This is a genomic window from Spirosoma panaciterrae DSM 21099 (genome assembly GCF_000374025.1).
Lineage (GTDB): Bacteria > Bacteroidota > Bacteroidia > Cytophagales > Spirosomataceae > Spirosoma > Spirosoma panaciterrae.
In genome coordinates this window covers 17,933-41,766 of sequence record NZ_KB893204.1, presented here as the reverse complement: position 1 = coordinate 41,766, position 23,834 = coordinate 17,933, and the positions used below count along the sequence as shown (strand labels likewise).

General features: G+C 45.7%; 16 protein-coding genes. 8 read left to right on the top strand and 8 right to left on the bottom strand.

Annotated elements, in window-relative coordinates; translation table 11 throughout:
* Positions 1-269: integrase core domain-containing protein (locus B153_RS35820; RefSeq protein ID WP_157634831.1), on the top strand; the 269-nt coding region annotated here is incomplete at its 5' end.
* 936 nt (positions 270-1,205) lie between these two features.
* Here the strand turns inward: B153_RS35820 and B153_RS0124700 are convergent.
* The 3 genes from B153_RS0124700 to B153_RS0124690 all read right to left on the bottom strand — a co-directional run bounded on the left by B153_RS0124700 (position 1,206) and on the right by B153_RS0124690 (position 3,674).
* Entirely contained in the window at positions 1,206-2,159 is a 954-nt protein-coding gene (locus tag B153_RS0124700) for an LAPAL motif-containing putative phage structural protein (RefSeq protein ID WP_020599428.1), read from the bottom strand.
* A gap of 170 nt (positions 2,160-2,329) precedes the next feature.
* Positions 2,330-3,166: an AbiJ-NTD4 domain-containing protein gene (locus tag B153_RS0124695; RefSeq protein ID WP_026262430.1), complete on the bottom strand. Its 837-nt coding sequence runs from the start codon at positions 3,164-3,166 to the stop codon at positions 2,330-2,332.
* A gap of 10 nt (positions 3,167-3,176) precedes the next feature.
* Positions 3,177-3,674: a hypothetical protein gene (locus tag B153_RS0124690; RefSeq protein WP_020599426.1), complete on the bottom strand. Its 498-nt coding sequence runs from the start codon at positions 3,672-3,674 to the stop codon at positions 3,177-3,179.
* A 334-nt stretch (positions 3,675-4,008) separates the two neighbouring features.
* On the opposite strand from B153_RS0124690, the gene B153_RS0124680 reads away from it, so the two are divergent.
* Positions 4,009-6,396 (top strand): DEAD/DEAH box helicase family protein, encoded by a 2,388-nt coding sequence (locus B153_RS0124680; RefSeq protein WP_020599424.1) that lies wholly within the window; start codon positions 4,009-4,011, stop codon positions 6,394-6,396.
* A 289-nt stretch (positions 6,397-6,685) separates the two neighbouring features.
* Here B153_RS0124680 and B153_RS0124675 read toward each other — a convergent pair whose 3' ends face one another.
* The 4 genes from B153_RS0124675 to B153_RS0124660 form a co-directional block, all read right to left on the bottom strand.
* On the bottom strand, positions 6,686-7,870 hold the full coding sequence (locus B153_RS0124675; protein WP_020599423.1) for a hypothetical protein: 1,185 nt from the start codon (positions 7,868-7,870) through the stop codon (positions 6,686-6,688).
* A 163-nt stretch (positions 7,871-8,033) separates the two neighbouring features.
* Entirely contained in the window at positions 8,034-8,951 is a 918-nt protein-coding gene (locus B153_RS0124670; protein WP_020599422.1) for a tyrosine-type recombinase/integrase, read from the bottom strand.
* A 25-nt stretch (positions 8,952-8,976) separates the two neighbouring features.
* Positions 8,977-10,218 (bottom strand): site-specific integrase, encoded by a 1,242-nt coding sequence (locus B153_RS0124665; RefSeq protein ID WP_020599421.1) that lies wholly within the window; start codon positions 10,216-10,218, stop codon positions 8,977-8,979.
* A 325-nt stretch (positions 10,219-10,543) separates the two neighbouring features.
* Positions 10,544-11,155: a carbohydrate-binding protein gene (locus B153_RS0124660; protein ID WP_020599420.1), complete on the bottom strand. Its 612-nt coding sequence runs from the start codon at positions 11,153-11,155 to the stop codon at positions 10,544-10,546.
* A gap of 2,392 nt (positions 11,156-13,547) precedes the next feature.
* On the opposite strand from B153_RS0124660, the gene B153_RS0124650 reads away from it, so the two are divergent.
* The 3 genes from B153_RS0124650 to B153_RS38055 all read left to right on the top strand — a co-directional run bounded on the left by B153_RS0124650 (position 13,548) and on the right by B153_RS38055 (position 19,560).
* Positions 13,548-15,818, top strand: coding sequence for a beta strand repeat-containing protein (locus tag B153_RS0124650; protein ID WP_245564939.1), 2,271 nt, complete (start codon positions 13,548-13,550; stop codon positions 15,816-15,818).
* Positions 15,819-16,292: 474 nt separating this feature from the next.
* Positions 16,293-19,289: a DEAD/DEAH box helicase gene (locus tag B153_RS0124645; RefSeq protein ID WP_026262429.1), complete on the top strand. Its 2,997-nt coding sequence runs from the start codon at positions 16,293-16,295 to the stop codon at positions 19,287-19,289.
* A gap of 94 nt (positions 19,290-19,383) precedes the next feature.
* The gene (locus tag B153_RS38055; RefSeq protein WP_020599416.1) at positions 19,384-19,560 is read left to right on the top strand and encodes a hypothetical protein; all 177 of its coding nucleotides are present in this window, start codon (positions 19,384-19,386) and stop codon (positions 19,558-19,560) included.
* Between the two features lie 106 nt (positions 19,561-19,666).
* Here the strand turns inward: B153_RS38055 and B153_RS0124635 are convergent, their stop codons facing one another.
* Positions 19,667-20,179 carry a phosphoribosyltransferase family protein gene (locus tag B153_RS0124635; RefSeq protein ID WP_020599415.1) on the bottom strand — a complete coding sequence of 171 codons (513 nt, stop codon included), beginning with the start codon at positions 20,177-20,179 and terminating at the stop codon, positions 19,667-19,669.
* 134 nt (positions 20,180-20,313) lie between these two features.
* On the opposite strand from B153_RS0124635, the gene B153_RS0124630 reads away from it, so the two are divergent.
* The 3 genes from B153_RS0124630 to B153_RS0124620 all read left to right on the top strand — a co-directional run bounded on the left by B153_RS0124630 (position 20,314) and on the right by B153_RS0124620 (position 23,736).
* Positions 20,314-20,736, top strand: coding sequence for a DUF4783 domain-containing protein (locus tag B153_RS0124630; RefSeq protein ID WP_020599414.1), 423 nt, complete (start codon positions 20,314-20,316; stop codon positions 20,734-20,736).
* Positions 20,737-20,832: 96 nt separating this feature from the next.
* Positions 20,833-21,420 carry a YcxB family protein gene (locus B153_RS0124625; protein ID WP_020599413.1) on the top strand — a complete coding sequence of 196 codons (588 nt, stop codon included), beginning with the start codon at positions 20,833-20,835 and terminating at the stop codon, positions 21,418-21,420.
* A 117-nt stretch (positions 21,421-21,537) separates the two neighbouring features.
* Complete coding sequence (locus B153_RS0124620) at positions 21,538-23,736, top strand: S9 family peptidase (RefSeq protein ID WP_020599412.1); 2,199 nt, start codon at positions 21,538-21,540, stop codon at positions 23,734-23,736.
* Positions 23,737-23,834 lie beyond the last annotated feature (98 nt).

Sequence of the window (23,834 nt, the reverse complement as noted above, 5' to 3'; positions counted from 1 at the left end):
GGCTCGCTAAATGGCAGTGTCTACAAAGCATGGCGGAAGCTGATAATCCCTATCAAAACGCGCATGCTGAGTCTTTTTGGGGACGCTTAAAAGCCGAGTTGCTGGAGGATGGCTGTTTTATGAGTCTAGATGATGCCCGTGCTGAGTTGTTTAACTATATTGAAGGGTATTATAACGTGCGTCGGCTGCACTCGTCGTTAGGCTACCGTTCACCGATTGACTTTGAAAACCAATTTTATCAAACTGTTTTGTCAAACTCTCATAAGTAAAGTGTCCGGCTAAACGGGACCACCCCAAGTGTCATATACGAACTTGATAATAACTATGGTTATAACAAGAAAAATGAATATGAGAAGGCTCATAGTTCTGTGGAGATTTGGTTAAGATGTTGTATGGTAGCAAGAACTAATTTCCCAAAAATTACCAAAAAATTTTTACGCAAACACCACCTTCAATCGACCCCCCGCTCAAATCTGCAAAGTCGACATACCCCCGGCATCATTTCCTGTCGAGTGGGTACATAATCTCAATTTTTTACGATTAATGGCGCCAGTTCAAGGGGGAATGAACTGCACTTCCATCCTTAGCGCTTGTTAGTGCTCAATTTTCTACCACCCTGATCTCCTCGGGCAATAGGTGATCTTCGGCTTCCATCAATACCCTCACCAGTCTCTGGTGCATTTAGCCATCCGGTTACATAACCGGTCGATTCACCATCATATCCACCGCAAGGTAGCCTATTGCTATCCCGGTACACGAGTAAAACCTAAAAAGCCAATGTGTACAAATCCATCACAACCAAGTCAGTATTCGTTTCAAGGCGATTTATTCAGCAGCCGTTTGCTTGAGCCAGATCGCCAGGTAAAAACTAAGATTGATCGGCAAGCAAAACGTTTGCGGAGACGAAATGAATACGCTTTATAATTTACTTAGTTGTAGAAAAGTTAATAGGTACACAGTCCTTCGTAATATGTAGATTGGACTGTGTACTTCCTGTCAATTATAACCTTTGAACGTAATCTGTCAGCAGGGTTTTTGTCTATAATATCCTTGATGCTTGTAATTCTAAACGGTTAAGCGTAATTGGCGCTCTTTTTTTTATTATCCGTTTGTATCCTTGTCAATGTAATTTCACTTTCTCTAAATAGTACGGAAAAATGTTAATAAGCAATTTCACCAGCTTAGGTGAACCGCAGGTCTTAACTTTATATAAGATCGTCGTCATCATCGTTATCATCGATTTGCCCTTCTGAATTTCTTAACAAATCCATTAATGTTTGTTGATCACTTACAGGTGGGGCAGGTAATACATCAATTACCTCGATAACTTCATGAACAGCTGATACTACCTCGTTATCAAACCCATATCGAACGCTTGTATGGACCGAAGCACGAATAGAATCTCCAGGGCGTATATCAACCTTCCTATTTTGAAAGTTAGTTAACCATTTAATATCCAATATTTTAGCCTCGATAGAACGTTTTCCATGCTTAAAAACCCACATGGACGTCCCTAAATAATCAGGTTTTTTGACCTTTAGAATCATCGTTATCGTAGATTCAATTATCTCTCTTACTAGCAAGTCTTCTATTTTATCAGGAGAGTAATTAAACTCAATATTAAATGGTACGCCTTCCTCATCTGATTTGGTAAAGTACCTTACTCTGTCTTGCTTATTAAGTTGATTTAAAGGCGTTGTTAATAACCCAACACCTTTAATTATTTTTTGAGTATTGGGCGGAAGATAATAAGTTGATTCACTAATTCCTGCTTCTTTTGCTATAGTTATTAAGCCTTGTTGAAGCTCCTTTATCTCCTCTTTATTAGTTATTTCATCTCTACCATTGAGGTATTCAAGCATAAAGTACTTAGCCTTGACTAAATATTGCCCGATAAGTGGCTTCCAATCCAACGTTCTAAGCCCGTCATCTGGTACTTCACGAAGCAGAGTAGTTAACCATGCTCTTAAAGACCCTTCCTTTACGTCTTCAAGCAATAAGACAGGTTTAAGATTTGAGTCTATGGATTGAAGGAGCAATTGGTCTAATTCTTGAATATTGTCTATAAGCATAGACATACACTTAAAAACCCTAGATGGATTTTCAGATTCTTTAACATAGTCAATCTCTATGCAGAATAGGTTTTCAGGTGCTACCATTAATTACTAAGCTTTCAGTACCAATAAAAAGCCTTTAATATATTACTTCTTATTTAATCGCCTAAAACCAAAAGTCCTTCAGCGAAACTTTGCAAGTGCTTCACGAAAATACGGTGTTATACGCCTAAAACTAGCTAATCCGAATTAGGTAGTTTTTCAATTAACGAAACTCATCTTATAGGTGATAAATGAGGCTGCAAATAATTTGAAAAGGCAGAACAGGCTACTAACATAAACTTAGCCTCATCAAATGTGACAGGATTCATGCTATCCAACATTGCATGGCGTATCCCGCCCTTATCAGACGTATAACCATATAGCTTATCAAATCCAGCCTTAAGCGATGGGTGAATCTGGTTATTATTTTCTAATACCTTTAGAGCCTGACCAAGTGTAGTCTTATCGTCCCCCGTGATAATCTTACAAGCCGATTCTATAGCAGAAATAGATTCTTTCACTGAGTTACGGTAATCCGGGTTTTGGCGGTTTGAAAATAAAGCTAAAGCCGTACGCAGATGCTGAGTAACAGGGTTCCAGCGGTCGGAAGAATTTTGAGTTGCAGTTTCTATCGCTTCAATCTCTACTTCGGAAGTTATACGGGTTAGTAGACCGTCGATAAAGCGATATGCAGACATTTCACGCTCAAGAATACGATTACATTCATTTTCGTACGCATTCGTTATTTCTGCCAATTCAAGTTTAAATTTTAATATATAATGACAGAACTCAATAAAATTGTAAACTTCAAACCAATCAGCTTCGTTTGAGTACCATTCTTGTATATCGTCTTCGAAATCATATTTGTCGAATGTGGTAATCGATTTTTTGAGAAACTCAGTCCATATGAATTCATCAACTGAACTTGAATCCATTTTCTCATTGACTGGATTTACATAAAATAAATAATATGCATTCCATAGTCCATTCTTTAGAGCTTCATCCATGCTATTAATTTGCAAGGATTGACGAATAGGTGTAAAGCCGTAGCGTTGCGAAAAGGGTATCATAAGCAAGTAATCAAAATCCTATGCGACTCTGGACAGAATCAGACTTTTCCCATTTGATCATTTCATCTAGAAATCTTTCTACCTGGGCAAGGATAAAGTTCTCTGTGATCTGATTTGGGCTTACAAAAGCAATAGTTTCTGGTTCTTTTTCAGCGATCCATTCTTCAATAAATGGATAAGTAACAACTACCAATATTTCGCCATTGACAGTTTGAGCAAACATTAAACTTGCTCCCTCTTTACTATAGTGTCTGTGACTATGATTTATATTGTCATCTTTTCTGATTCCGGAAGGCTGACTTAGAAATTGAATATTAACATTTTCTAAATTTTTGATGGCAGTAACGGTCTGGATAATCCAACCGATCTTGACTTCTTCTGCCACTGAGGATAAGGTTTTTATCAAAAGCGGCTTAGCCACTTCCTGCCATTCTTTCCGGTATAATTCTATCCGTGCCTTTAATTCAACGAGTTCAGTAGCCTTCGTTTTTATTGAATTTAATTCCATTAAATCAGTAGATAGTGTGAAGTACAGTAAAGTATCAGATAGAACATCCCTACTTAACGTATATGTTATTTTTACTGAAAGAATCGTTGTAAATCAGCCGTTTAAGCACTATCTTTGTAATGCGCGCATTACCAGTGAATACCCCTTCGAGTCTACAGTCCTCATTAGCACTAATACCTAATTCATAGCCTGATTTCAGGCACCCCCTATTGGTTAGCTGGCTGGTTCTGCGCGCAAACAGACTCATGGCGGCTCCGGTAGGGGTTTTTGTTTGTGGTACGGCACCTCGAAAATCCGCTATGCATCTGTCCATACCCTTGACATAAGCAATCGGATGCCCCAACACGATAATACTCTCCCTCAACCCATCGAGATACCGTCCACCTTCTTTTCCAGGTCACCTTCGATTAAGTATTTCAAGCTTGAGCAAAGTCACTTCGAGGATGACTTATGGAAGCCGGATGGTGAATCTAAAGTAACGATTAACAACCTTAAACTCTCCCCAGATAAATACTTAGCAAGTCAGCCTGAGTTATCAGGTTTGGACCTAGACACACGGGATACCACCGTCCTCAATTTTCAGGTTGGCAAAGGCAAGACTCGGCTACTCCACGAGTATATGATAAGGTATTTGGCTAAGAATGATAAATACATCATTTTCTATGTGGCTCCCTTCAAGCGCCTTTTGGAGCAAAATAAAACAGGGATTGAGCTGTTGGCTGAGGAGCAGGGTCATAGCCTACCCAAAATATACAACTGTACAAAGGCAAAGGAACCGCTTTCAGATTATGACATAACAGACGATGCACTATCTGCTAACATTTACCTAATGACCCCTGAATTTTTATTAGGTAGTGGTGGTAGCAATTATCAGTTACAATCAAACCGTCGAGCAGACTTCAAGGAGAAGTTATTAGGGCGTCTTAAGCATCTTGATAAGAAAATCGTCCTATTTCTGGATGAAACCCATGAAAAGCCCAATATATACAGCACCTTGAGGCTATCTAATCTTTATAAAATCGGACCTGAACTGACTCAAAAAATATTCATTGCCAGTGCCACCTTTACCCGTGAGTCAGTTGAGGTAGTCAAAGCAGTTTCCTTCCTTACCAAGCGAAAGATTGTTGTCTATCAGGCAGACCGACATAAAAATTCTAAACAAGCCGAACTGCATTTACATATCTGTACTGACAACTATAAAGATGATAGTTTAGATGTTCTCGAAAATGGATTACAACGTATAATTCGAGAGAGTAAGCAGAAAAATCATCGAATCCATATCTTGACTGCTCATAAAAAGCTAGCGAAGCCTATTAAAGACTCGAAAAAACTAGCGAAGTTATTTAGTGAATTGAAGCCAGCCCTACTGACAGGTGAGACTACCGACAAATTCGTTGAAGATAAACACTCTATCGGCACCACTTTCACTACGGGCATTAATATGAACAACGCCCAGACAACTCTGATCGTAATATTGCCCGGTTCAATTCCAGATAGTAACGGTAAAGGCGATTATAAAAATGCATATGGTATTTTCGCCAGTGGCTTTATCGCCATCGTACAGTCTTTAGCACGGTTACGAAACGGGGGGGAGATTCATGTATTTACTCCACCCTTCGAAAATATTATTGATTCGGCAGATGCTGAGGTTGATAATGAAGCAAAGTCTTGGCTAAAACGTGTACAACAAAACCTCTTTTGTAGCCCTTATCAACAGGAACATGAACTTTTTAATGAGTTTCGTGAAGTGTATGCTAATTATGAAACATCTTATTCAGAGTTTATTAACAGTGTAATAAAGCAGGATAAACGTAACTCAACAAGCCTATCTAAAGATCATACAGAGTACTTCGGGTTTACAAGTTTGTACGACTTTATTCTGTCAGAGTACAGTAGCTACAAGATGGGGAAATACTACTCCGAAGGCAGGCAGCTTTATCCACTATTGCTTTGGCTGGCTATCAATAATCAGTTTACTAACTGTACGCTTAAAGCTGTATGGATAGAAGAAGCTGAAATAATTTCTTTGAAGGGTCGGAAACATCTACCTAGCCAATTAATGGAGCTGACGCCTAATAGCAAGTCTTCTGCTGCATCAACTATCTTTGATGCAATCGGTAACATATTATACGAATTAGGTCCGTCAAAGAAAGACCCCTCAATCAGACAGAAATATAGATTTGCCAAAGCTAATGGGAAAATTGAAGGTGAAATTGATAGACTGTATGAGGAGTCGGCATCAATTAATCAGGCTATATACCAACTTGCTGAAAGCTATGCAAGGCAAACTGCCAAGTCGATAAAGCCTTTGGGCAAGTTGGAAATTCTTTTTGCAGAGAGTAAGCAATCATCATCGCTTTTGGCAAGACCATTCCTACAGCTGAGCGAATCCATAAATGCCTGCCGACAGGAGGTTATTAGTAATGCTATTCAAACAGAAGACGGTAAATATATACCTGCAAAGTTGGAGCCAACTTTATCTACCGAATGCTGGGATAAGCTGCTCGATGCTATTCGATCAATTCTGAATACTGCGCTAGTCAAGCATGAAAGTATTCTGCTGCCTGGAAAACCTAAGAGTAATGCTCTTGACCAAAAAGTTAAGTCAGTGGCAGAGAAGCTAATCATTGACGGAATTGCTGGAGAGCCAAAGGTAATGAGAGGATATAAATTTGTAAAAGATCAAAAGTATAGGAAGTTAAAGCAGGCAGCCCTATCATAGTCTGTGCATTTTTTTGCATTTTTATTTATAATAATAAAAAGTGAAATTGTTCGCGTGTCAATCCGTACAGTCTCCGCATCACCTTTGCAACTCTTTCCAGTGGCAGACAATCTACGTCAAATTATATAAAGCGAAGTGGCGACTCTTGTCATACTCAACTTTTATATCATATGTATTTAGGCTATGATAATCTATAGCCAGTGGGCATCAATGTAGTATACCTACGCTGCTTGTCCCTGCAAAAGCCTTAATTGCAGAGGTAGCAACCTAATGCTTGAAAAGCGTATGATTACAAGAGAGCGAGTTGAGCTTCTAAGTGAGCGGGCAGCAGTAGTTGATCAGAGAATATACGTGCTGGTTGAGTATTGCTCATACCTATACCGCCTGATGGTGCGGAGTGCTTATCACCAATAATTAGCGAGGTGTTACTACTGAGCGGCTCAGTTGTACCTCGGCTATCAGTCTGAGGGATGTCATAGGGTGCATGTTGAATAACCTCGCCACCCTCGGCTTTGTAAAGTGGATGAGGGAGATAACCACCCTTACCCATCTTGCTTTTCGTGTATTTTACCCGTAAGTCATGCACGCGCCGAACGTAATCACTATAAAGCTCCCCATTATTCTGAGGAGGTGATACGAACTTATTGGAAGCGTCAGTTGATTCGGGTGGTTCGGCAACCTGTACTGGCAGTGGCACAATCCTGTCCAGCAGATTCGGTGAAGCGATTTTACGATCAAGTATGATCGGTTCCGCAACGTAGTTGATATGCCGCCTAACCTTATCAAACAGAACGGGCTGCGTTGGCTTTTTGTAAACCGGAGCTTCCCAGCCGACGGTGTAGGTTCCGTTGGGCTGGTCGACGCCTGGAAGCCCCTGATAACTCACTGGTTTGATTCTGGACTTGCGGATTAAATCAGATGCTTCCTGCCGTAAGGCAAAGCTGAAATCAGCAGCTTCCCGATTGGTATTAAAAACCGGCTCGTTGTAGAAGCGTGCTTTGAAGGCTCTACCTTTCTCGTACAAAGCTAAACTATCCCTGTATGCTCTTAAGCGTGGGTCGTTGGGATCATTGACAACAATAGGATTACGCTTACCACGGACGTTTACCTCCGCTAATGTTCTACCCTTTACTGGTCCACCTTCGCCCATCAGAAACGGGCTACTGACCATACCCGAAACCGGGTAGTTGGAAAGGGTTGTACGTGCCAATGCAAGTTTGTTGGTATAGTCGGCTTCTTTCTGCTGGCGTAGTCTCTCTGCTCGTTGATCAGCTTCAGCTTTGCCTTTCGCCTGACCAGAGAAAAAGCCGATGAGTCCTCCGGCAATAGCGCCGACAGGTCCCAGAGCAGCTCCGGACATGGCACCTTCTACAGCCGATGAAAGACCGCTACTTGCTTCATCCAGGTAGGGCGTTACGCCCCCATCGTCAAACCGAGTCGGGCGTTTATAGGGATAACTAACGTAATTTTTCATGTCAGAAAGGTGGGGATAGGCGCTGTAGGATACGCCATGCAAAGAAGCCTATGGGAGTGTAAACGGGTATCGAAAGGACTTTCGATTAGCAGCCGTTACGTACTGTAAAGTTACGATTTTTAAGCCGGAACTCCTTGCCAAGATGTCATATCGAACACCAAGTTTAGTGTCCAGGTAAACGGGGTAAATCATCAACGCTGCTTGTTTCAGCGAATCCCAAACTCCGTAAGTACTTTATGGTCACGTCTGGCGTTTGATGCCCCATAAGCCCTTGTAGAAGCCTTAAGTTCTGTTTGTTGGTGAAGCAGTACACTGCTGCTGAATGGCGAAAGCTATAGAGGGTTTGAGTGGGTAGAATAATCTTCTCTCGAAGCATGATGTTCTTTTGACGCGTCCAGGCAGTGAGGAAATAGTCTGCATTAACTGGGGTAGTTGTACCCGTAACAATATAGGCTTCTGGGGCTATTGACTCAATGCCCCGGCTAATTAAGCAGGCTTTTATATAGTCGGGTACTGGTACTTTACGAATGCGACCGGATTTAGTGGCTTTTCCTGAGAGGGTGATAAAGTCAAAAGTAGCGTCGAAATCCTTACGTTGTAGGAGACGAATTTCCCGGTGTGGACGAAGCAGGGTGCCGTATGTGAGGAGGGCGCAAAGGTAAAGATTGGGGTGGCTGGCTTTCAGATGGTTTAGAACAGGCATAAGCTGCTCGGGAGTAAATGCTTCATTCAGGATTTCTTTCGTTTTCATTGGCAGTGTACGAGCCACCGGATTGGCGGGTAAGTCTTCAGCATGCATCAAAAGGCGAAATAAAGCTGAGAGATTACGCCGTTTATTCATGTAGTAGCGACCGGATGAGCGGAAATTATTTAGGAACTCCGAAAGTACTTTAGGCGTAATGTCTTCGAGCGTAGTCTTTGCTAATCCTGACTTGACTAGGTGTTCCAATAACTCGGATGTTACACGGTTCATATCACGCAGGTACGGTTTCGACCAAAGTTGACTGTCGAATTGCAGCGCCTGGTGTTGGATACACTCCATGGCAGTCGGTTTTGCCGTTGTTTTCTTTGATTTTCCCATCTTGTTTTTGATTAAGGTTAGTTGTTTAATGATTACCGAATAACTTGTCCAAAGCCATATCGGTAATTTCGGTATCGAAATCGTTCAGATACTTTTCGGTAATGTTGATTTTGGAGTGCCTCAGAAGCTTCGAGATCGCGTATACATCCTTTATTTTCCTGCGTCCCAGATCGGCAAAGGTGTGCCGTGCGGAATGAAAGGATACCGCTTTATTAATACCTGCCAAACCACAGATTAGCTTGAGGTATTTATTGATGAGGGCGTTCTTCCGCGAAATCTCTTTCAGCATGTCGACATCGGACAAGTAGTTCCGATTCGGGTTAAGGATAGGGAAGATCAGTGCTTCCGGTCGGCGCTCAGAGCTATCGTAATGTTGAAGGATCGCTTCTGCCTGCTTGGGAAGCTGGATGCTATGTTGCTGCTGAATAATATGCTTGGTTTTTCGCATCACATACGACAACCTGCCATCATTAATATTACACCACCGCAGACAAGCCACATCGCTAAAGCGGATACCTGCCGCATAGTAAGCGAACATCCAGTAGTTTCGTGTATGCCACAGCAGCGAACCGACGGGAAGCTCGATCTCGCTGAACACCTGTAATTCTCGTTCGGTTAATCGGACTCGTTCCAGCCTAGCTTCTTTCATCTTAAAGCCCAGGAAGGGGTTATCCTGGCGTTTAAGCAGTCCAGCTTCTATGGCTTTACTGAGGACCGTTCGCAGCTTGGTAAGGGCTGTATTTGCTGTGTTAAGGCTGTTTCCTTTGACGTTGATTAGCCAGTCGTGATAGGTGTACAGAAGCGGCGTAGAGATGTCAGCAAAGGCAAGATTCTCGTTCTTGACGTACTGCCGGAATTTGTTTACCTCAGAGCGAACGTTACGCCCTGTATTATATGCCTGCGTTGGTGTCAGCGCATCGGCAAAGGCAAAGAAGGAGGTTGAAGACTTTCCCTTCATTTGGTCGAACACTACTGAAGCCGTTGCCCCTCTTACCTCTGCTTTGATGGTGATCGCCTGCGCTTTCAGTTCCTCAATTCGGCTGTTTACCTCTCGATGCAGAGGATAGCTCCGACGGACTTCTTTCTTTTTGGGATTCCAATCTTTCTTGGGGATGTCAAAACCTGTATAAATCCGCCTGATCTTTCGATCTTCCGTTATTCTTAGGAAAAGGGCGTGATTACCGTTTGCCTTGGGCTTATGATTAATCTCTGCTGTGAATGTAAACGCATTGATGAGGTTGCGACCAGTAGGTGAATAAGTTGCCATAAACCGAGCTACTACCAAAATTTACCGAAACATTACCGAAACAAATCTTACTAAGCTTCGCAGATTAGCGCTTTTGGCTACTAATGTGCTTTGTTAATAAGCTGCTGTTTCACAGATGTTTAAGGTAATGTCTCGTCTAGCCGCCCGTGCGGGTTCGATTCCCGCTCCTGGTACGTAATAAAATGGGTTATGCTGAAGTAGCATAACCCATTTTTATTGGAAAGACCCAAATTTGAAACGTTGATTTTGGTCGTTGCTATAGGAGAAAGCCGTATTCTTCTAAGGCATTAATCGATGGAACATTGTACTCAATTCTATATGGTGGTCAACTGGCTGGGCGCGTAACAACGATATAGTCCTGATAAAAAGAGGTGCCCGATTTGCCTTGTATCCGTATTCGATTGCTCCCTGCATTCAATGAAATAGCCATTGTATAGGTGCGCTTTCCCCCGTCGGTTCCTTCTAGCGGGAAATCGATTGTCGTAGTTGAATTGACAATGACCGTAGCTGTACCCGGTGTCTGAGAGTTGGTTTGGTAACGGATAGCTAACGTATAGTTAGAGGCTGTGATTGGCGCATCGGTAATGGCATAGAGCAGGTAATCACTGCTTGAACTATAAGGGCCTTTCAGGGTATTGTCGCCAGACTGGCCGATATAAGTGCCTGTACCTGTTGCATCTTCGGCCTGTATTTTTTGTGAGAAAGCCGCCCCAGGTCCCGTACCCGGTTTGATAAGCGGGGGGCGAGTTCCCGCTGGTATTATAGCGCCGTTATCTACTGTAAGGGTAAAACTTCCCGCACTTGCCGCTGCCTCAAACGCTGCCTGCCCCGCACTGGTGAGCGGATAGACGTCGGTGTCACGCGTCGTCGTTGCCTGATAAATCTCCTGCCCATCGCTGGTGCGACGGATTCTGACAAGTTGTGTGCCGATTGCCATACTAGTTTATGTTCTGGTTGTAGTCATTTTCTATGATGTACTATTCATTTAATAAGGGATTTGGTGGGTCAAAAAAGGAATTGAACGGTGTTGAATAAAGCCAGCTTGCTGCCCTGCAGATTCACCTCAATCATCACATTGGGGACCGGGTTGAGAATCACCGTCTCGTAGTTGTGCTTACCCCGGCTGGGATCGAAGACCCACACGTCGACTGCGTTCTCCTTGATGCGATACATCGCATCGGGACGCCCCCGACGAGCATTGGGCGTGTTGACATACGGCCCGTCGAAGGCCGAAGCATGTTCCAGAATGGTGGTGCCGTCGGTCTTGGGTTCGACCCACACCCCACTATCCTTGAACTGATAGCGGCAGTACTGCCAGGGGGTGCCTTCGGTGCGGGCACACTGGGCATAGTAGTAGGCGGCTTCGAAGCCCGCATCGTGCCAGCGGCAGGGNTCGGTTGGGTAGCCNGCCGAGGTGATNGGGGCCGGGGTGTTGGCCACTTTGGGCTGCCAGGTCCAGTTGCCAGGGCCCGCATTCGGGTCACCTGCTTTCACCTCATTGGGGTTAGTACCGAACTGGTCGTACTGACTTCGGACGTCGAAGACCATGTAGCCGATGGTGCGGCAGAAGCCAATGCAGAAGATGTTGCCTACCTGCCAGTCGTAGTCTACCTGCGGATGTCGATCCGTATTAATTGCGCCCAGATTGCCTACCTGCCGGATATAATGATATCCATTGTGTAAGGCTACATTATCTGAACCAAGTCCTTCTACTTTTCCCCAGTCGAGGTAGATGAGCTTGGAGGGGGCAATACCGGGTCGGGTCTCATCCATACCCTTGACCATCACTTCGGCCGCAAACGCTTTGTTGTAATACCGGCTGGCGTAGTCGGGCGTATCGGCATAGTGCTTGATGATGGCCCCCACCCCTTTGTCTTTCAGAATGGCAAAATAGTTGCAGGTTTGCCGGGCACCATCTACCGACAGAATCTTGCTCTTAAAGAGGTTATCTGTGGGCATGGTGTTGCCTCCTCCAGGCACCTGGTAGTTCCAGGGATCGCCATTGTAGTTGGCCGTACCGCCATAAGTACCAAAATCCCGGTAGGGAATGCCCAGCGAGTTGAGGGTAGGGTCGGCATATTTTCGTCTGCGGGCTTCGTACCAGGCCGAGTACTGGGGCGAGGTGTCTGGCATGCCATAGGCGCCTTCCTGAATCTCGTTGGCCTCGAAGAGGGCGCAGGGGATGGTGTTGCTGGCCCGGTTGATGTCGTCGGTGCTGAGGCTTTTTCCGGGATAGGCTCCGGCTTCGGTTCCGGTATAGGGTCCGGGGGCTCCGGGGATGGCCAGGTTGATGCTGTGTGTCCAGTTTACCCGCTGGCCATTGCTCAGGGAACTATCCATAATAGCCAATACTCCGCCCTTTCTGGCAGAAACGATACTCTCAGAAGTAATATCCGTACGCTTCTGTACAATAGTAAACACCCGGTTGTCGGGCAGCGTCATGGTGGGGGCTTCTTTCATACCCCTTGGTATCCAGATGTCGGTTGGGGCCAGCCAGGGCGGACGGGTCACTCTGTAAGGAAGCACCGCTGGGTCTGTTGGCAATGGATCTGTGCCTAAAAAGATTTGGGTATAGGCTTTTCGTGTCCAGTTATAAGGCGCACTGGGTAAATTGGCAATACCCATGATGATCGAGATACTATCACCGGGACGAAAATCGTAGGTTGTTGGTAAGCTTGTAACAGCAGGCATTCCACCGATATAGTAAAATATATATTCACCACCACCCAAATCGGGCTGTTTTGTGTTTACAATGCGTGCTTTGTTATTACTCCACTGAACCGCCGGTGTGAATAGATCAGGATTGGCGACAATCATCTGGACATTTACCGTTGTGTTGGGCGTAAAGTCCGTGTTGGCAGCTGTCGAGTAAGTAGCATAGGTAATCGTATCAGGGGTGAAGTCTGAGTTAGTGGCTGTTATGTATGTATCGAAGGCCATATCAGGATGTTACGATTACTTTGTTTATTATTTATTGTATAGATAAGGCAAAAGTTACCATTTAATAGATAATGTAAAATATAGATTAATGTCTATTAAAAGGAGTATTAGACTAATATACAGCTAAAACCGCGCCAAAAATCTTGAAAATTGTAATTTATTAAAGTAGACTACTTATTTGTCATGAGTAACTTCAAATAGATGAAATAATAAAATCGGCTTCTATTACTTACTAAATCGCTAGCTGGGCAAGGATACATCGTTAATTTACGAAAATACGAAATCTGAATACAGGTTTGGCGAGATGTTTGCTTGTAGTTACACTAACAGGGAGTAGTTCCCCTGTTAAGTAGTTTTCATAATCTATGTATACTAATACCTATTTCAGTATGCGTATAATTCTACCAGCTTTTCTTCTCTTTCTCTCAACGAAAACGTTACTGGCGCAGAATAGCTATGTCGCTAACTCGGCCAATGCCTCTTTACCTGGTTCTTACAATACCCTGGCTGGGCCTTCGGCAGGTAATGGATCAATGCAGGGGAGCAACAACTCTTTTTTAGGATTTCAGGCAGGTCAGACGAATACACAAGGAAACGAAAATACGTTTATAGGCAGTGCTGCCGGTAAGTTCAATACACTTGGTGTCGATAATTCCTTCATTGGTAACCGAGCGGGAACCTCGAATACGACAGGCAGCTATAATACGTTTTTCGGGTCTTTTTCCGGTCAGGCTCTGACCAGTGGGAATCGTAATACCTTCGTGGGATATGAGGCAGGCTTCTCTACGCTTACTGCCAGCTTCAACGTGTTTGTAGGAAATGGCGCTGGACGAACCAATACAATTGGTTTTAACAACGCATTTGTTGGGAATAACGCAGGTTATTCAAATGACACTGGTTTCTCAAACACATTTATGGGAGCCAACGCCGGGTATGCCAATACAAGTGGGTCGGGTAATTCGTATTTTGGGTATCAGGCCGGGAATAGCAACACAACCGGCTCCAACAACACCTTTTTTGGAAGCTCGGCTGGGCAGGCCAATACCACGGGTGCCAATAATACCTTTCTGGGTGGAGGAGCGGGAAGCCTCAATACTACAGGTTATCAGAATGCCTTCGTAGGGTTTGGAGCGGGAAGTAATGTGACAACAGGCTACCAGAATTCATTTCTTGGTTATAATGCCGGGCTAAACACAACAACAGGTACTGGCAATACCTTCATTGGTAATGCGGCCGGTCAGGCCAATACTACCGGCGGAGGAAGCACCTTTTTAGGGAGCAATGCCGGTTTATCCAACACCGTCGGCCTGAATAACACCATGATTGGTATCAATGCCGGCTATAGCACGGTTTCGGGTAACTTCAATGCGTTTATCGGTGCCTATGCCGGTCTGAACAATACGACGGGGTCTCAAAATGTATTTATCGGTAATAACTCTGGCTATACAAACACGACGGGTTTCGGTAACCTATTTATTGGGAACTCGGCCGGATATAACAATACCACCGGAGATAGTAATGCCTTTATGGGCAGTAATACGGGGTCATTCAATACAACAGGCGTAGGTAATACCTTTTTAGGTATCGCGAATGGACTGAGCAATACGACCGGCTCCAACAATGTGTCGGTCGGTTTGAGAGCCGCCAACAAGAATCAGGCTGGGAATAAAAATGTAATGGTCGGCGACAGTGCTGGTTTTAACAATACAGTAGATGGTAATGTCATGCTAGGCTCCAAAGCTGGTTTTACAAATCAGACAGGAAAGCGGAGCACGTTTATTGGCTATCAGGCTGGATACAGCGCCATCGCCGATTCAAATACGTTTGTTGGCTATCAGGCTGGTTTCCAGACTACCTCGGGTAAAGGAAATACCTTTTTCGGCGTTAACGCGGGGCGCAGTATCACCACTGGTTCAAACAATACCATTATTGGCAATAAAGCCGGACCGTCTTCGATCAATTCTGACGATAATGTATACGTTGGCTACAATACGGGAAAGGACGATAAAGGCTCCCGGAATACCTTTTTAGGTACACAGGCTGGGGTATTGGCCGATAATGGTGAGCCTCTGATCAATGCGACCGCTATTGGAGCGGATGCGCTGGTGGCCGTAAGCAACGCGGTCGTTTTAGGGAATAAGGCTAATGTCGGTATCGGCACATCGGCACCCATGGCCCGGCTGGAGGTGGTCAGCGAAACGTCTGATGCCAGTGGCCTCCGACTCACGCATTTAACTGACAAAAGCCCATCGGCTCGTTCAACGAATCAATTCTTAACCGTCAACGAACAGGGCGATGTGGTAAAAGCAGGCTATCGGCTTCAGGTAAATCAACCGAACGATTGGGCCGATATTGTTTTTACGCATACTTATCCACTACGGTCACTGACATCGGTGGAAACATTCATCCGCCAGAATCACCATCTCCCCGAAATTCCTTCGGCTGAAGAAATGGCCGAACAAGGGATTGAACTGGCCAAGATGAACGCTTTGTTGCTGAAGAAAATAGAAGAGTTAACCCTATACAGCATCCAGTTGGAAAAGAATAACCGCCACCTGGAAGAAAGCGACAAAAAACAACAGGTCGTTAATCAGCAACTTAAAGCTGAAGTGAATGAGCTGCGGAAACTGGTGATGAAACAATTGGCTAAGCGAAGATAAGGTGCTATGCACCCTTTCTATGGAAAGACTCTGATATTCAGGGTCTTTTTTGTTTATGCTGGCCGCTATAAAGTACTACTCTTCAAGAACGAATGGAAAATAGGAAGGTGTACTAGCTCGGTTTACCTGAAATTTAACGCCGACTCACTTACGCGATAAGCTTTCGGGTAGAAGATATTCATCGGCCTGTATTCTGGTTTTCAGGGGCCGATTTTACCGGATAATAACTTTAGCGCCATGGTCTATTGCGTTTCCTCTTTTTGTCAGGCACCTTATTGTCCGTTTTGTTTTGATTTGTATATTTGAAATCGTTGTCAACTATGTTATAAGTGCAAATCGCTCATATTGAGTACTTTTTGACCTTTTTTGCTGGTTGCTCAACGATTGATCCACCCGAGTTTTCAATCAACGTGTTCACCTTTTGCTGTCATTCCGGCCTTTCCAAATGGGTTTGGTCAGAATGGTATAGTCTGCATGAAAGTTTCACCTTTACAACCGTTTCAAATCGTGTATTCATTATTGGATCACGAATTTTTAGGCTACCTGATCGAGGCCTTTGTGGTCCAGCGGAATAGTCGGGGTGAACTTACGCTTCAAAATCAAACCTTATCAACGCAAAACGTCAGTGAATTTGCCAAGGGGTTAGATGAGCGGGATTTTGAACTGGTCAAACTCATCGATAGTATCCAGCAGGATACCATCGTCAAAAAATTCAATACCCGGAAGTTGCCCGCCGTCGATTTCTTCCTGAAAATATACGACTCCCAGAAAGGCGACAAACAGCTTCAGGAAACCATTGGAAATTATCTTGAAGTGATAAAAGCGCAGATTATGGCGCTGATGCCGGGCAGACCGTTTTACATTATGGGCAATGATGGAAACCCCGCCTGGCAACCGATCGTATGGATGCCCGACCCGGCCCGCGTTCACTTTCATTTTGTCCGAAATGCTGACTCAACGCATTACTTTCCGATTATCCGATACCCTCGTCAGAATGCCGCCGGGGAGATGGAGACGGAGCGGGTCGACTTTCAGTTTAAGGATGCTCTCATGATCTGCGACGAGCCTGCCTACATGATGGTGGGTAATCGGCTCTATCACTTTAGCAAAAATGTGGATGGGAAAAAACTGCGGCCATTTTTCACAAAAAACCACATCGTCATCCCCCGTAATATCGAGCAGCAGTATTACGAACGCTTTGTAACGCAGTTGATTGCTTCGTACGACGTATATGCCAAAGGGTTCGAAATTCGGTCTGAAGTGCTGGAGCCCACCCCTGTGCTTACCGTATCGGAAATGGTGCAGTCGAGCCGTTCGGTCTCGGTATCGCTGTTTCAGAATGGAGGCAGTGGGGTCGAAACACTGGAACAGGATGAAGAAGCTGACCCGCGCATTGTATTTGATCTGGCATTCCAGTATGGAAACTTCACGTTTCGATTCGATAATTTTGGCCCATCAGCCAATGTCAGTTTAGAGAAAAAAGGCGACGATTATCTATTTCACAAGATTCGCCGGGATCAGCGGCTGGAAAAACAAAAGCTGACATTGCTGCGCGATTCGGGACTGGACCTGCGTCATGGGCGCGTAACGCTAAACAAGGCTGAAGCTTTTGCCTGGCTGTCCGATCATAATGAGCAACTTCGGGAAGCTGGTTTTCAGGTTCGGCAGGACGCTCAGAATACCAAGCGTTATTTTCTGGGTTATTCGAGCATTGATGTGTCGATTCAGGAGGGTCGCGACTGGTTTGATATTTATGCCAATGTTCGATTCGGCGAGTATGAAATCCCATTCCTGAAGCTTCGGAAGCTCATTCTGGCCAAGAAACGTGAATTTACTCTGCCCAACGGTGAGGTGGCTGTGATTCCAAGCGCCTGGTTTACGAAGTATTCGGAGTTGTTTGGCTTCATCGAGCACCTGGACGGTATCGACTCGATCGACGGGCGGTTGGTGCTGCAAAAGCATCACCTGGCGCTGGTGGAGGAACTGGAGCGTGACAACCTCGCCACCACGGTAATCAGCCGTAAGCTGGAGCGATTACGCAACTTTGAAGAAATCGAACATTTCCCGCTACCTGTACAATTCAATGGGACGCTACGGCCCTATCAGCAGGCTGGGTACGATTGGATGAATTTTTTGCGCCAGTACCGATTTGGTGGATGCCTGGCCGATGACATGGGGCTCGGCAAAACCGTGATGACGCTCGCTATGCTGCAAAACCAGAAAGAAGCAGGGGCTACCGAGCCGAGCTTGCTGGTGATGCCGACTTCGTTGCTTTACAACTGGGAGCTTGAAGCGCGTAAGTTTACGCCCGACCTCCGTATTATGGTGTATACGGGCACCTATCGGGATAAAAATACAGCCCAGTTTGATGGATATGACCTTATTCTGACTTCGTACGGGATTGTCCGAATCGATATTGATAGCCTAAGCGATTATCGGTTCAATTACGTCATTCTGGATGAGTCGCAGGCGATCAAAAACCCATCGTCGCACATTACCCGAGCGGTTATGCAGCTTAACACCGCGAATCGGCTCATCCTGACCGGAACTCCGCTCGAAAACAGTACCATGGATTTATGGTCGCAGATGTCGTTCATTAATCCGGGTTTACTGGGCAGTCAGTCGTTCTTTCGAAACGAATTTCAGATACCAATCGAGAAGCGGCACGACGAAACCAAAACCAGTCGGTTGTACAGTCTGATCAAACCGTTTATGCTCCGCCGAAATAAGGCTCAGGTGGCTACCGACCTGCCCGAAAAAGTAGAGAGCGTACTGTATTGTGAAATGACGCCCGATCAGGAAGCACAATATGAAGAAGCCAAATCGTACTATCGGAACCTGATTCTGGAGCATATCGAAGAGGAAGGTATGGCCAAATCGCAGATGGTTGTGTTGCAGGGGTTGACTAAACTTCGGCAGATTGCCAACCATCCGCGCATGGTCGATGCCGAATACGAAGGGGACTCAGGGAAGTTGGATGATGTAATTATGCGGCTGGAAAGCGCGATGACGGAGAATCACAAAGTATTGGTGTTCAGTCAGTTCATCAAGCACCTAAATGTGGTTCAGCACTACCTGAAAGAGAAGCGGATCAAGTATGCCTACCTGGATGGGTCGACTACCGACCGACAAAGTCAGGTTGAGCTTTTCCAGACCGACGACTCTGTAAAGTTATTTCTGATTTCGCTGAAAGCAGGTGGGTTGGGACATAACCTGACGGCTGCCGATTATGTGTTTATTCTGGACCCCTGGTGGAATCCGGCTATCGAAGCGCAGGCCGTAGACCGGGCACACCGGATTGGGCAACAAAAAACGGTGTTCACCTACAAATTCATCGCCAAAAATACAGTAGAGGAGAAAATTCTTTCCTTACAACGCGCTAAGCAGCAACTGGCCGGTAGTCTGATTACGACCGAAGAAAACTTCGTAAAATCACTGACCAAAGAGGATATCATGGTGCTGCTGGAATAAAAACTTCAATAAAAATCAGGCATTTGCGGGAAGATATTGGCTGGCGATAGTTATCCATCAAAAATACTATCGTTCACTGATAATAACTCAACGTATGAATGTCAAAAGCGTATTCGGTATCATTCTGACCCTGATCGGATTGATCGGTCTGATCTACGGAGGCATGGACTTTACGAAAGGCGGAGTAGCACAGGCTTCGTTTGTGTACCTGATTCTTGGCGGTGTTTTCTTCTTTGCAGGCATTAGCCTGATTCGCGGGACGAAAGCATAGAAAAAAAGGGAGAAAGGGGAGGAGAGGGAAGAGAGGGACAAAAGGAGAAAAGGCTTTGCCAATTAACCCCCTTTCGTCCCTCTCTTCCCCTTCCTCCTTTCTCCTATTATCGTAAATACACACCCATTCGCTCGGTGTCGCTTAGTACAACATCGACATGTTCAGTTAAGGTTGTGCTCAACTCGTAGCCTTTGTAGTCGGCAGCAACCGGATAGCGGGGATGATTCCGGTCAATGAGAACGGCCACCTGTAATTTACGGATCGGAATGCTTAAAAAAGGTTGCAGGCTAAAGGCTAATGTTCGGCCCGTATAAAGCACATCATCGACCACCACCACGACTTTATCCGTAAACTCGGTGGCCGACCCTTCGTAATGAACCGTAGGCTGGGCGGTCGCTGATTTATCCAGATCAAGCCGAATCAGGTCGATTGAAAGGGGGGTAATGGTTCGCAATTCGCGTGCCAATGCCTGAGCTAGTGTGTACCCTTCGCCCGCAATACCGGCTAGTAGTAATGCCGTTTCGTCAAAATTGGTCTCGTAGATCTGAAACGCTATCCGTCTGATTTTCTGATGGATCTGTGCAGAATTAAGGATGAGCGTGGGCTGAGCTGTGTTCATGCAGGAATCGACAATCGAAATTTGGATGTAAAGATGATAAAAAAGCGGTTAGGGAACGAAATAACCGCTCAGGTCGGTGAGTTGGCATAGTTTTCGCCACTAGTCCTGGTAGATGCAAGCTGATTTAACCGACCATGCACACGATTGTCAGTCTTATAGTAAGCCTTTACCTCTGGGTACTGCCCGCACCTTCCGTAACTGAAACCGACATCACCCAAACCGTAGGCGTATCGTTACGAAGTGGAGATGCCAGTCGGTTATCGGCTCGTTTTGCCAAAACCATTGAGTTGGTCATCGATGCCGAGAACGTCGAATTCTCGGCCGTACAGGCTACCCATGCTGAGTTGATTTTACGCTCGTTCTTCCGAAAATATCCGCCCCAAAGTTTCCAGTTTGTGTATCGGGGAGCTTCGGATCATCTGCGCTACAGTACAGGAACATACCGAGCAGATGGGCAAACCTTTTCGGTTTATGTGCTCATGCGCCAGACCAGCAATCATACCTATGTGATCAATGCACTCCATTTTCGCAAAGAATCGTCGGTCGTTAGCCGTTAGCGGGCCGTACATACCGCAATTCATCTGTTACTGAACACGATTGACAAACGACGGACGATTTTTACCTGTATCTTTGCACTTTCATGTAGAGGTACTATGATTGTTAAGACCAAAAAATACGCGCTAGACCAAAAAACGTACGTAAATATTGCCCTGCGTCAGTGGGTGAAAGAGAATTGGAAATGGGCATTTGTACCCCTTGCGCTCATTCTGCTGAATGTGGTTCTGAACCTGACAGACGTTTATCCAAACTACTGGATTTACATTGTCATTGTCCTGCTGACCATTTTGTATGTCTTATTCTGGGCCGTCCAGATCACGGGTATTTCTCAAATGGAGCAAAGCAAAGCGCTGTTCGATAAATACGTGTACGAGATCGACAGCCGTCAGATTCTGATGCGCATCAACGCCAAAGAAGGGGGGATTCTGAAATGGAGCCAGATCGACAGTGTGATCAAAGATAAAGAAGCCTACATTCTGTTTTTGAACAATGCCGACGCCATGGCGAATGTAAAAGCGAGCTGGTTTGCCAAAACCGTGACTAAAGGCCTCTCTAAAGCTCAATTCCTCTATTTGCCATTCACTATTTTCACCAGCGAAAACGACCTGCGGTTTACCGAAGCGCTTCTGAAGCGTAAAGGATTGTTGCCCGGTGGAAATGTTCCAGCCGAAACGGTGAAATAGCCTCGTTAGAGTGTATTGCCAATACGGAGCCGCAAAGAACACAAAAATCACTCCAGATGTGGGGTACACTGTGTTCTCTGTGGCTTTGTGTTTAGTTGTTCAGACAAACCAAAACGCATGAGAAATCTGCTCGTTTCTACCTATCTCTTTTTTCTAGCGATAACGGCTTATGGTCAGAGCCTAAAACCCGTGACCCTCGATGACGTCTGGGGGCGTAATGCCGGTGTGTTCAATCAACGGACGGTCGATGCGGTCAACTGGATGAAAGCCGGGGGCTTTTATACGACACTCGATGGAAACAAGGTGGTCAAATTTGCCATTACGACCGGGCTGCCTGTCGCGACGTTGCTGGATGGACAAACGACAACGGCAGCAGGTAAACCGATCACGATCAGCGATTACCAGTTATCGGCTGACGAACGTAAACTGCTTCTGACGACTGATGAAGAACCTATCTACCGTCGATCCAGCAAGGCAGCATTTTATGTTTATGATTTGGGGACAACCGTTTTGAAGCCCCTTAGCAAAGGGGGTAAACAGCAATACGCAACCTTTTCGCCCGATGGAAAACGGGTCGCTTTTGTGCGGGACAACAACCTGTTTGTGGTTGAGCTGGCAACTGGTAAGGAAACCCAACTGACCACCGACGGAAAGCGAAACGCGATTATCAATGGGGGCGCCGATTGGGTGTATGAAGAAGAATTCAGTATGGCGCGGGCATTCGAATGGTCGCCCGATAGCCGTCGGCTGGCCTGGATTCGGTTCGATGAAAGCCGGGTACCCGAATACGATATGCAGCTTTGGGGAGGGCTTTACCCGGTTGAGTATCGTTTCAAATACCCAAAAGCCGGGGAAGCCAACTCGAAAGTATCCGTCTGGATAGCCGATGTGGTGTCGGGCAAAAAGGTGATGGCGCAGACAGAAGCCGATTTGGCGGACAAGGATTTGTATCTGCCGCGAATTCAATGGACCAAACAGGCCAGCCTGCTCTCCATCCGGCGGATGAATCGCCTTCAGAACCGGCTCGATTTACTCCATGTAAATGCCACAACGGGTCAATCGGCTGTGGTGCTGACCGAAACAAGCCCAACCTACGTTGATCTGGAGTTTACCGACGATCTGACCTACCTCAGCGACGGCAAGTCGTTTCTATGGACCAGCGAACGAAGTGGCTATAAACACTTATACCTGTATGACCTGACGGGTAAACTCATTCGCCCGATCACCAGCGGGAATTTTGAAGTCATTACCGTTGCGGGCCTTGATGAAAAGACCGGAACGATTTACTACATAAGTACCGAGCAATCGCCATTGGAACGGCAGTTGTATCGGGTCGGGATCGATGGTCAGCACAAGCAGCAGCTAACCACGCTGGCGGGTACCTACAAGGCTACGTTCAGCCCCGACTTTTCCTATTATCTATTGTATCACACAGCGGCCGATTCGCCGGTACGGGTTAGCCTGCGTGATACAAAATCGACCAATGATCTTCGCACACTGGAAGCCAACGAGGACCTGAAAAACAGGCTGGCGACTTTTGCTATCGCTCCCAAACAGTTTTTCCAAACTAAAGCCGCCGACGGCACTCCGCTCAATGGCTGGATGATTCGCCCTGCTACCTTCGACAGCACAAGTACTAAAAAATATCCGGTACTGATGTTCGTATACGGTGGACCTGGTTCGCAGACGGTAAAAAACGATTGGGAGAGTCGTGATTTCTTCTGGTATCAGACCTTGGCGCAGAAAGGCTACATCGTTGTATCGGTCGATGGTCGGGGTACAGGGGCTCGCGGAACCGCGTTCCGTACGGCCACTTATGCGCAATTGGGTAAACTCGAAACCGAAGATCAGATCGCTGTGGCTCGCCAGTTGAAAACCCTGCCCTACGTCGATTCGGGCCGCGTTGGAATTTGGGGGTGGAGCTATGGGGGCTACATGACGGCCCTTTGCATGACGTTAGGAGCCGATGTATTTAAAGCCGGAATCTCGGTAGCCCCCGTTACGAACTGGCGATTCTACGACACAATCTATACCGAACGCTACCTCAAACGGCCACAGGAAAACGCATCGGGCTACGACGACAATTCGCCGGTAACCCATGCCAGCCAATTGCGTGGCCCTTATCTGCTCATTCATGGTACGGGCGACGATAACGTTCATTTTCAGAACTCTGTGGCTTTCGAAAACGCCCTGATCGCGGCCGGAAAACAATTCCAATCGTTTTACTATCCGAATCGGAATCACGGTATTTACGGAGGCAATACGCGCTTCCATCTCTATCAGATGATGACGAACTTTGTCGAGAAGAATTTATAATGGAGGAAAGGGAGTAAGGGGAAGAGAGGGAGAAAGGAAGTTGAACTGGAAATCCCTTTCTCCCTCTCTTCCCCTTACTCCCTTTCCTCCTCCCGCTT

What these genes read in the sequence shown, in the direction of transcription:
- B153_RS0124695 (WP_026262430.1), bottom strand. Translation starts at nt 3,166, where the DNA reads ATGATACCCTTTTCGCAACGCTACGGCTTTACACCTATTCGTCAATCC.
- B153_RS0124660 (WP_020599420.1), bottom strand. Translation starts at nt 11,155, where the DNA reads ATGGCAATCGGCACACAACTTGTCAGAATCCGTCGCACCAGCGATGGG.
- B153_RS0124680 (WP_020599424.1), top strand. Translation starts at nt 4,009, where the DNA reads ATGCCCCAACACGATAATACTCTCCCTCAACCCATCGAGATACCGTCC.
- B153_RS0124645 (WP_026262429.1), top strand. Translation starts at nt 16,293, where the DNA reads ATGAAAGTTTCACCTTTACAACCGTTTCAAATCGTGTATTCATTATTG.
- B153_RS0124635 (WP_020599415.1), bottom strand. Translation starts at nt 20,179, where the DNA reads ATGAACACAGCTCAGCCCACGCTCATCCTTAATTCTGCACAGATCCAT.
- B153_RS0124690 (WP_020599426.1), bottom strand. Translation starts at nt 3,674, where the DNA reads ATGGAATTAAATTCAATAAAAACGAAGGCTACTGAACTCGTTGAATTA.
- B153_RS0124665 (WP_020599421.1), bottom strand. Translation starts at nt 10,218, where the DNA reads ATGGCAACTTATTCACCTACTGGTCGCAACCTCATCAATGCGTTTACA.
- B153_RS0124675 (WP_020599423.1), bottom strand. Translation starts at nt 7,870, where the DNA reads ATGAAAAATTACGTTAGTTATCCCTATAAACGCCCGACTCGGTTTGAC.
- B153_RS0124630 (WP_020599414.1), top strand. Translation starts at nt 20,314, where the DNA reads ATGCACACGATTGTCAGTCTTATAGTAAGCCTTTACCTCTGGGTACTG.
- B153_RS0124625 (WP_020599413.1), top strand. Translation starts at nt 20,833, where the DNA reads ATGATTGTTAAGACCAAAAAATACGCGCTAGACCAAAAAACGTACGTA.
- B153_RS0124700 (WP_020599428.1), bottom strand. Translation starts at nt 2,159, where the DNA reads ATGGTAGCACCTGAAAACCTATTCTGCATAGAGATTGACTATGTTAAA.
- B153_RS38055 (WP_020599416.1), top strand. Translation starts at nt 19,384, where the DNA reads ATGAATGTCAAAAGCGTATTCGGTATCATTCTGACCCTGATCGGATTG.
- B153_RS0124670 (WP_020599422.1), bottom strand. Translation starts at nt 8,951, where the DNA reads ATGGGAAAATCAAAGAAAACAACGGCAAAACCGACTGCCATGGAGTGT.
- B153_RS0124620 (WP_020599412.1), top strand. Translation starts at nt 21,538, where the DNA reads ATGAGAAATCTGCTCGTTTCTACCTATCTCTTTTTTCTAGCGATAACG.
- B153_RS0124650 (WP_245564939.1), top strand. Translation starts at nt 13,548, where the DNA reads ATGCGTATAATTCTACCAGCTTTTCTTCTCTTTCTCTCAACGAAAACG.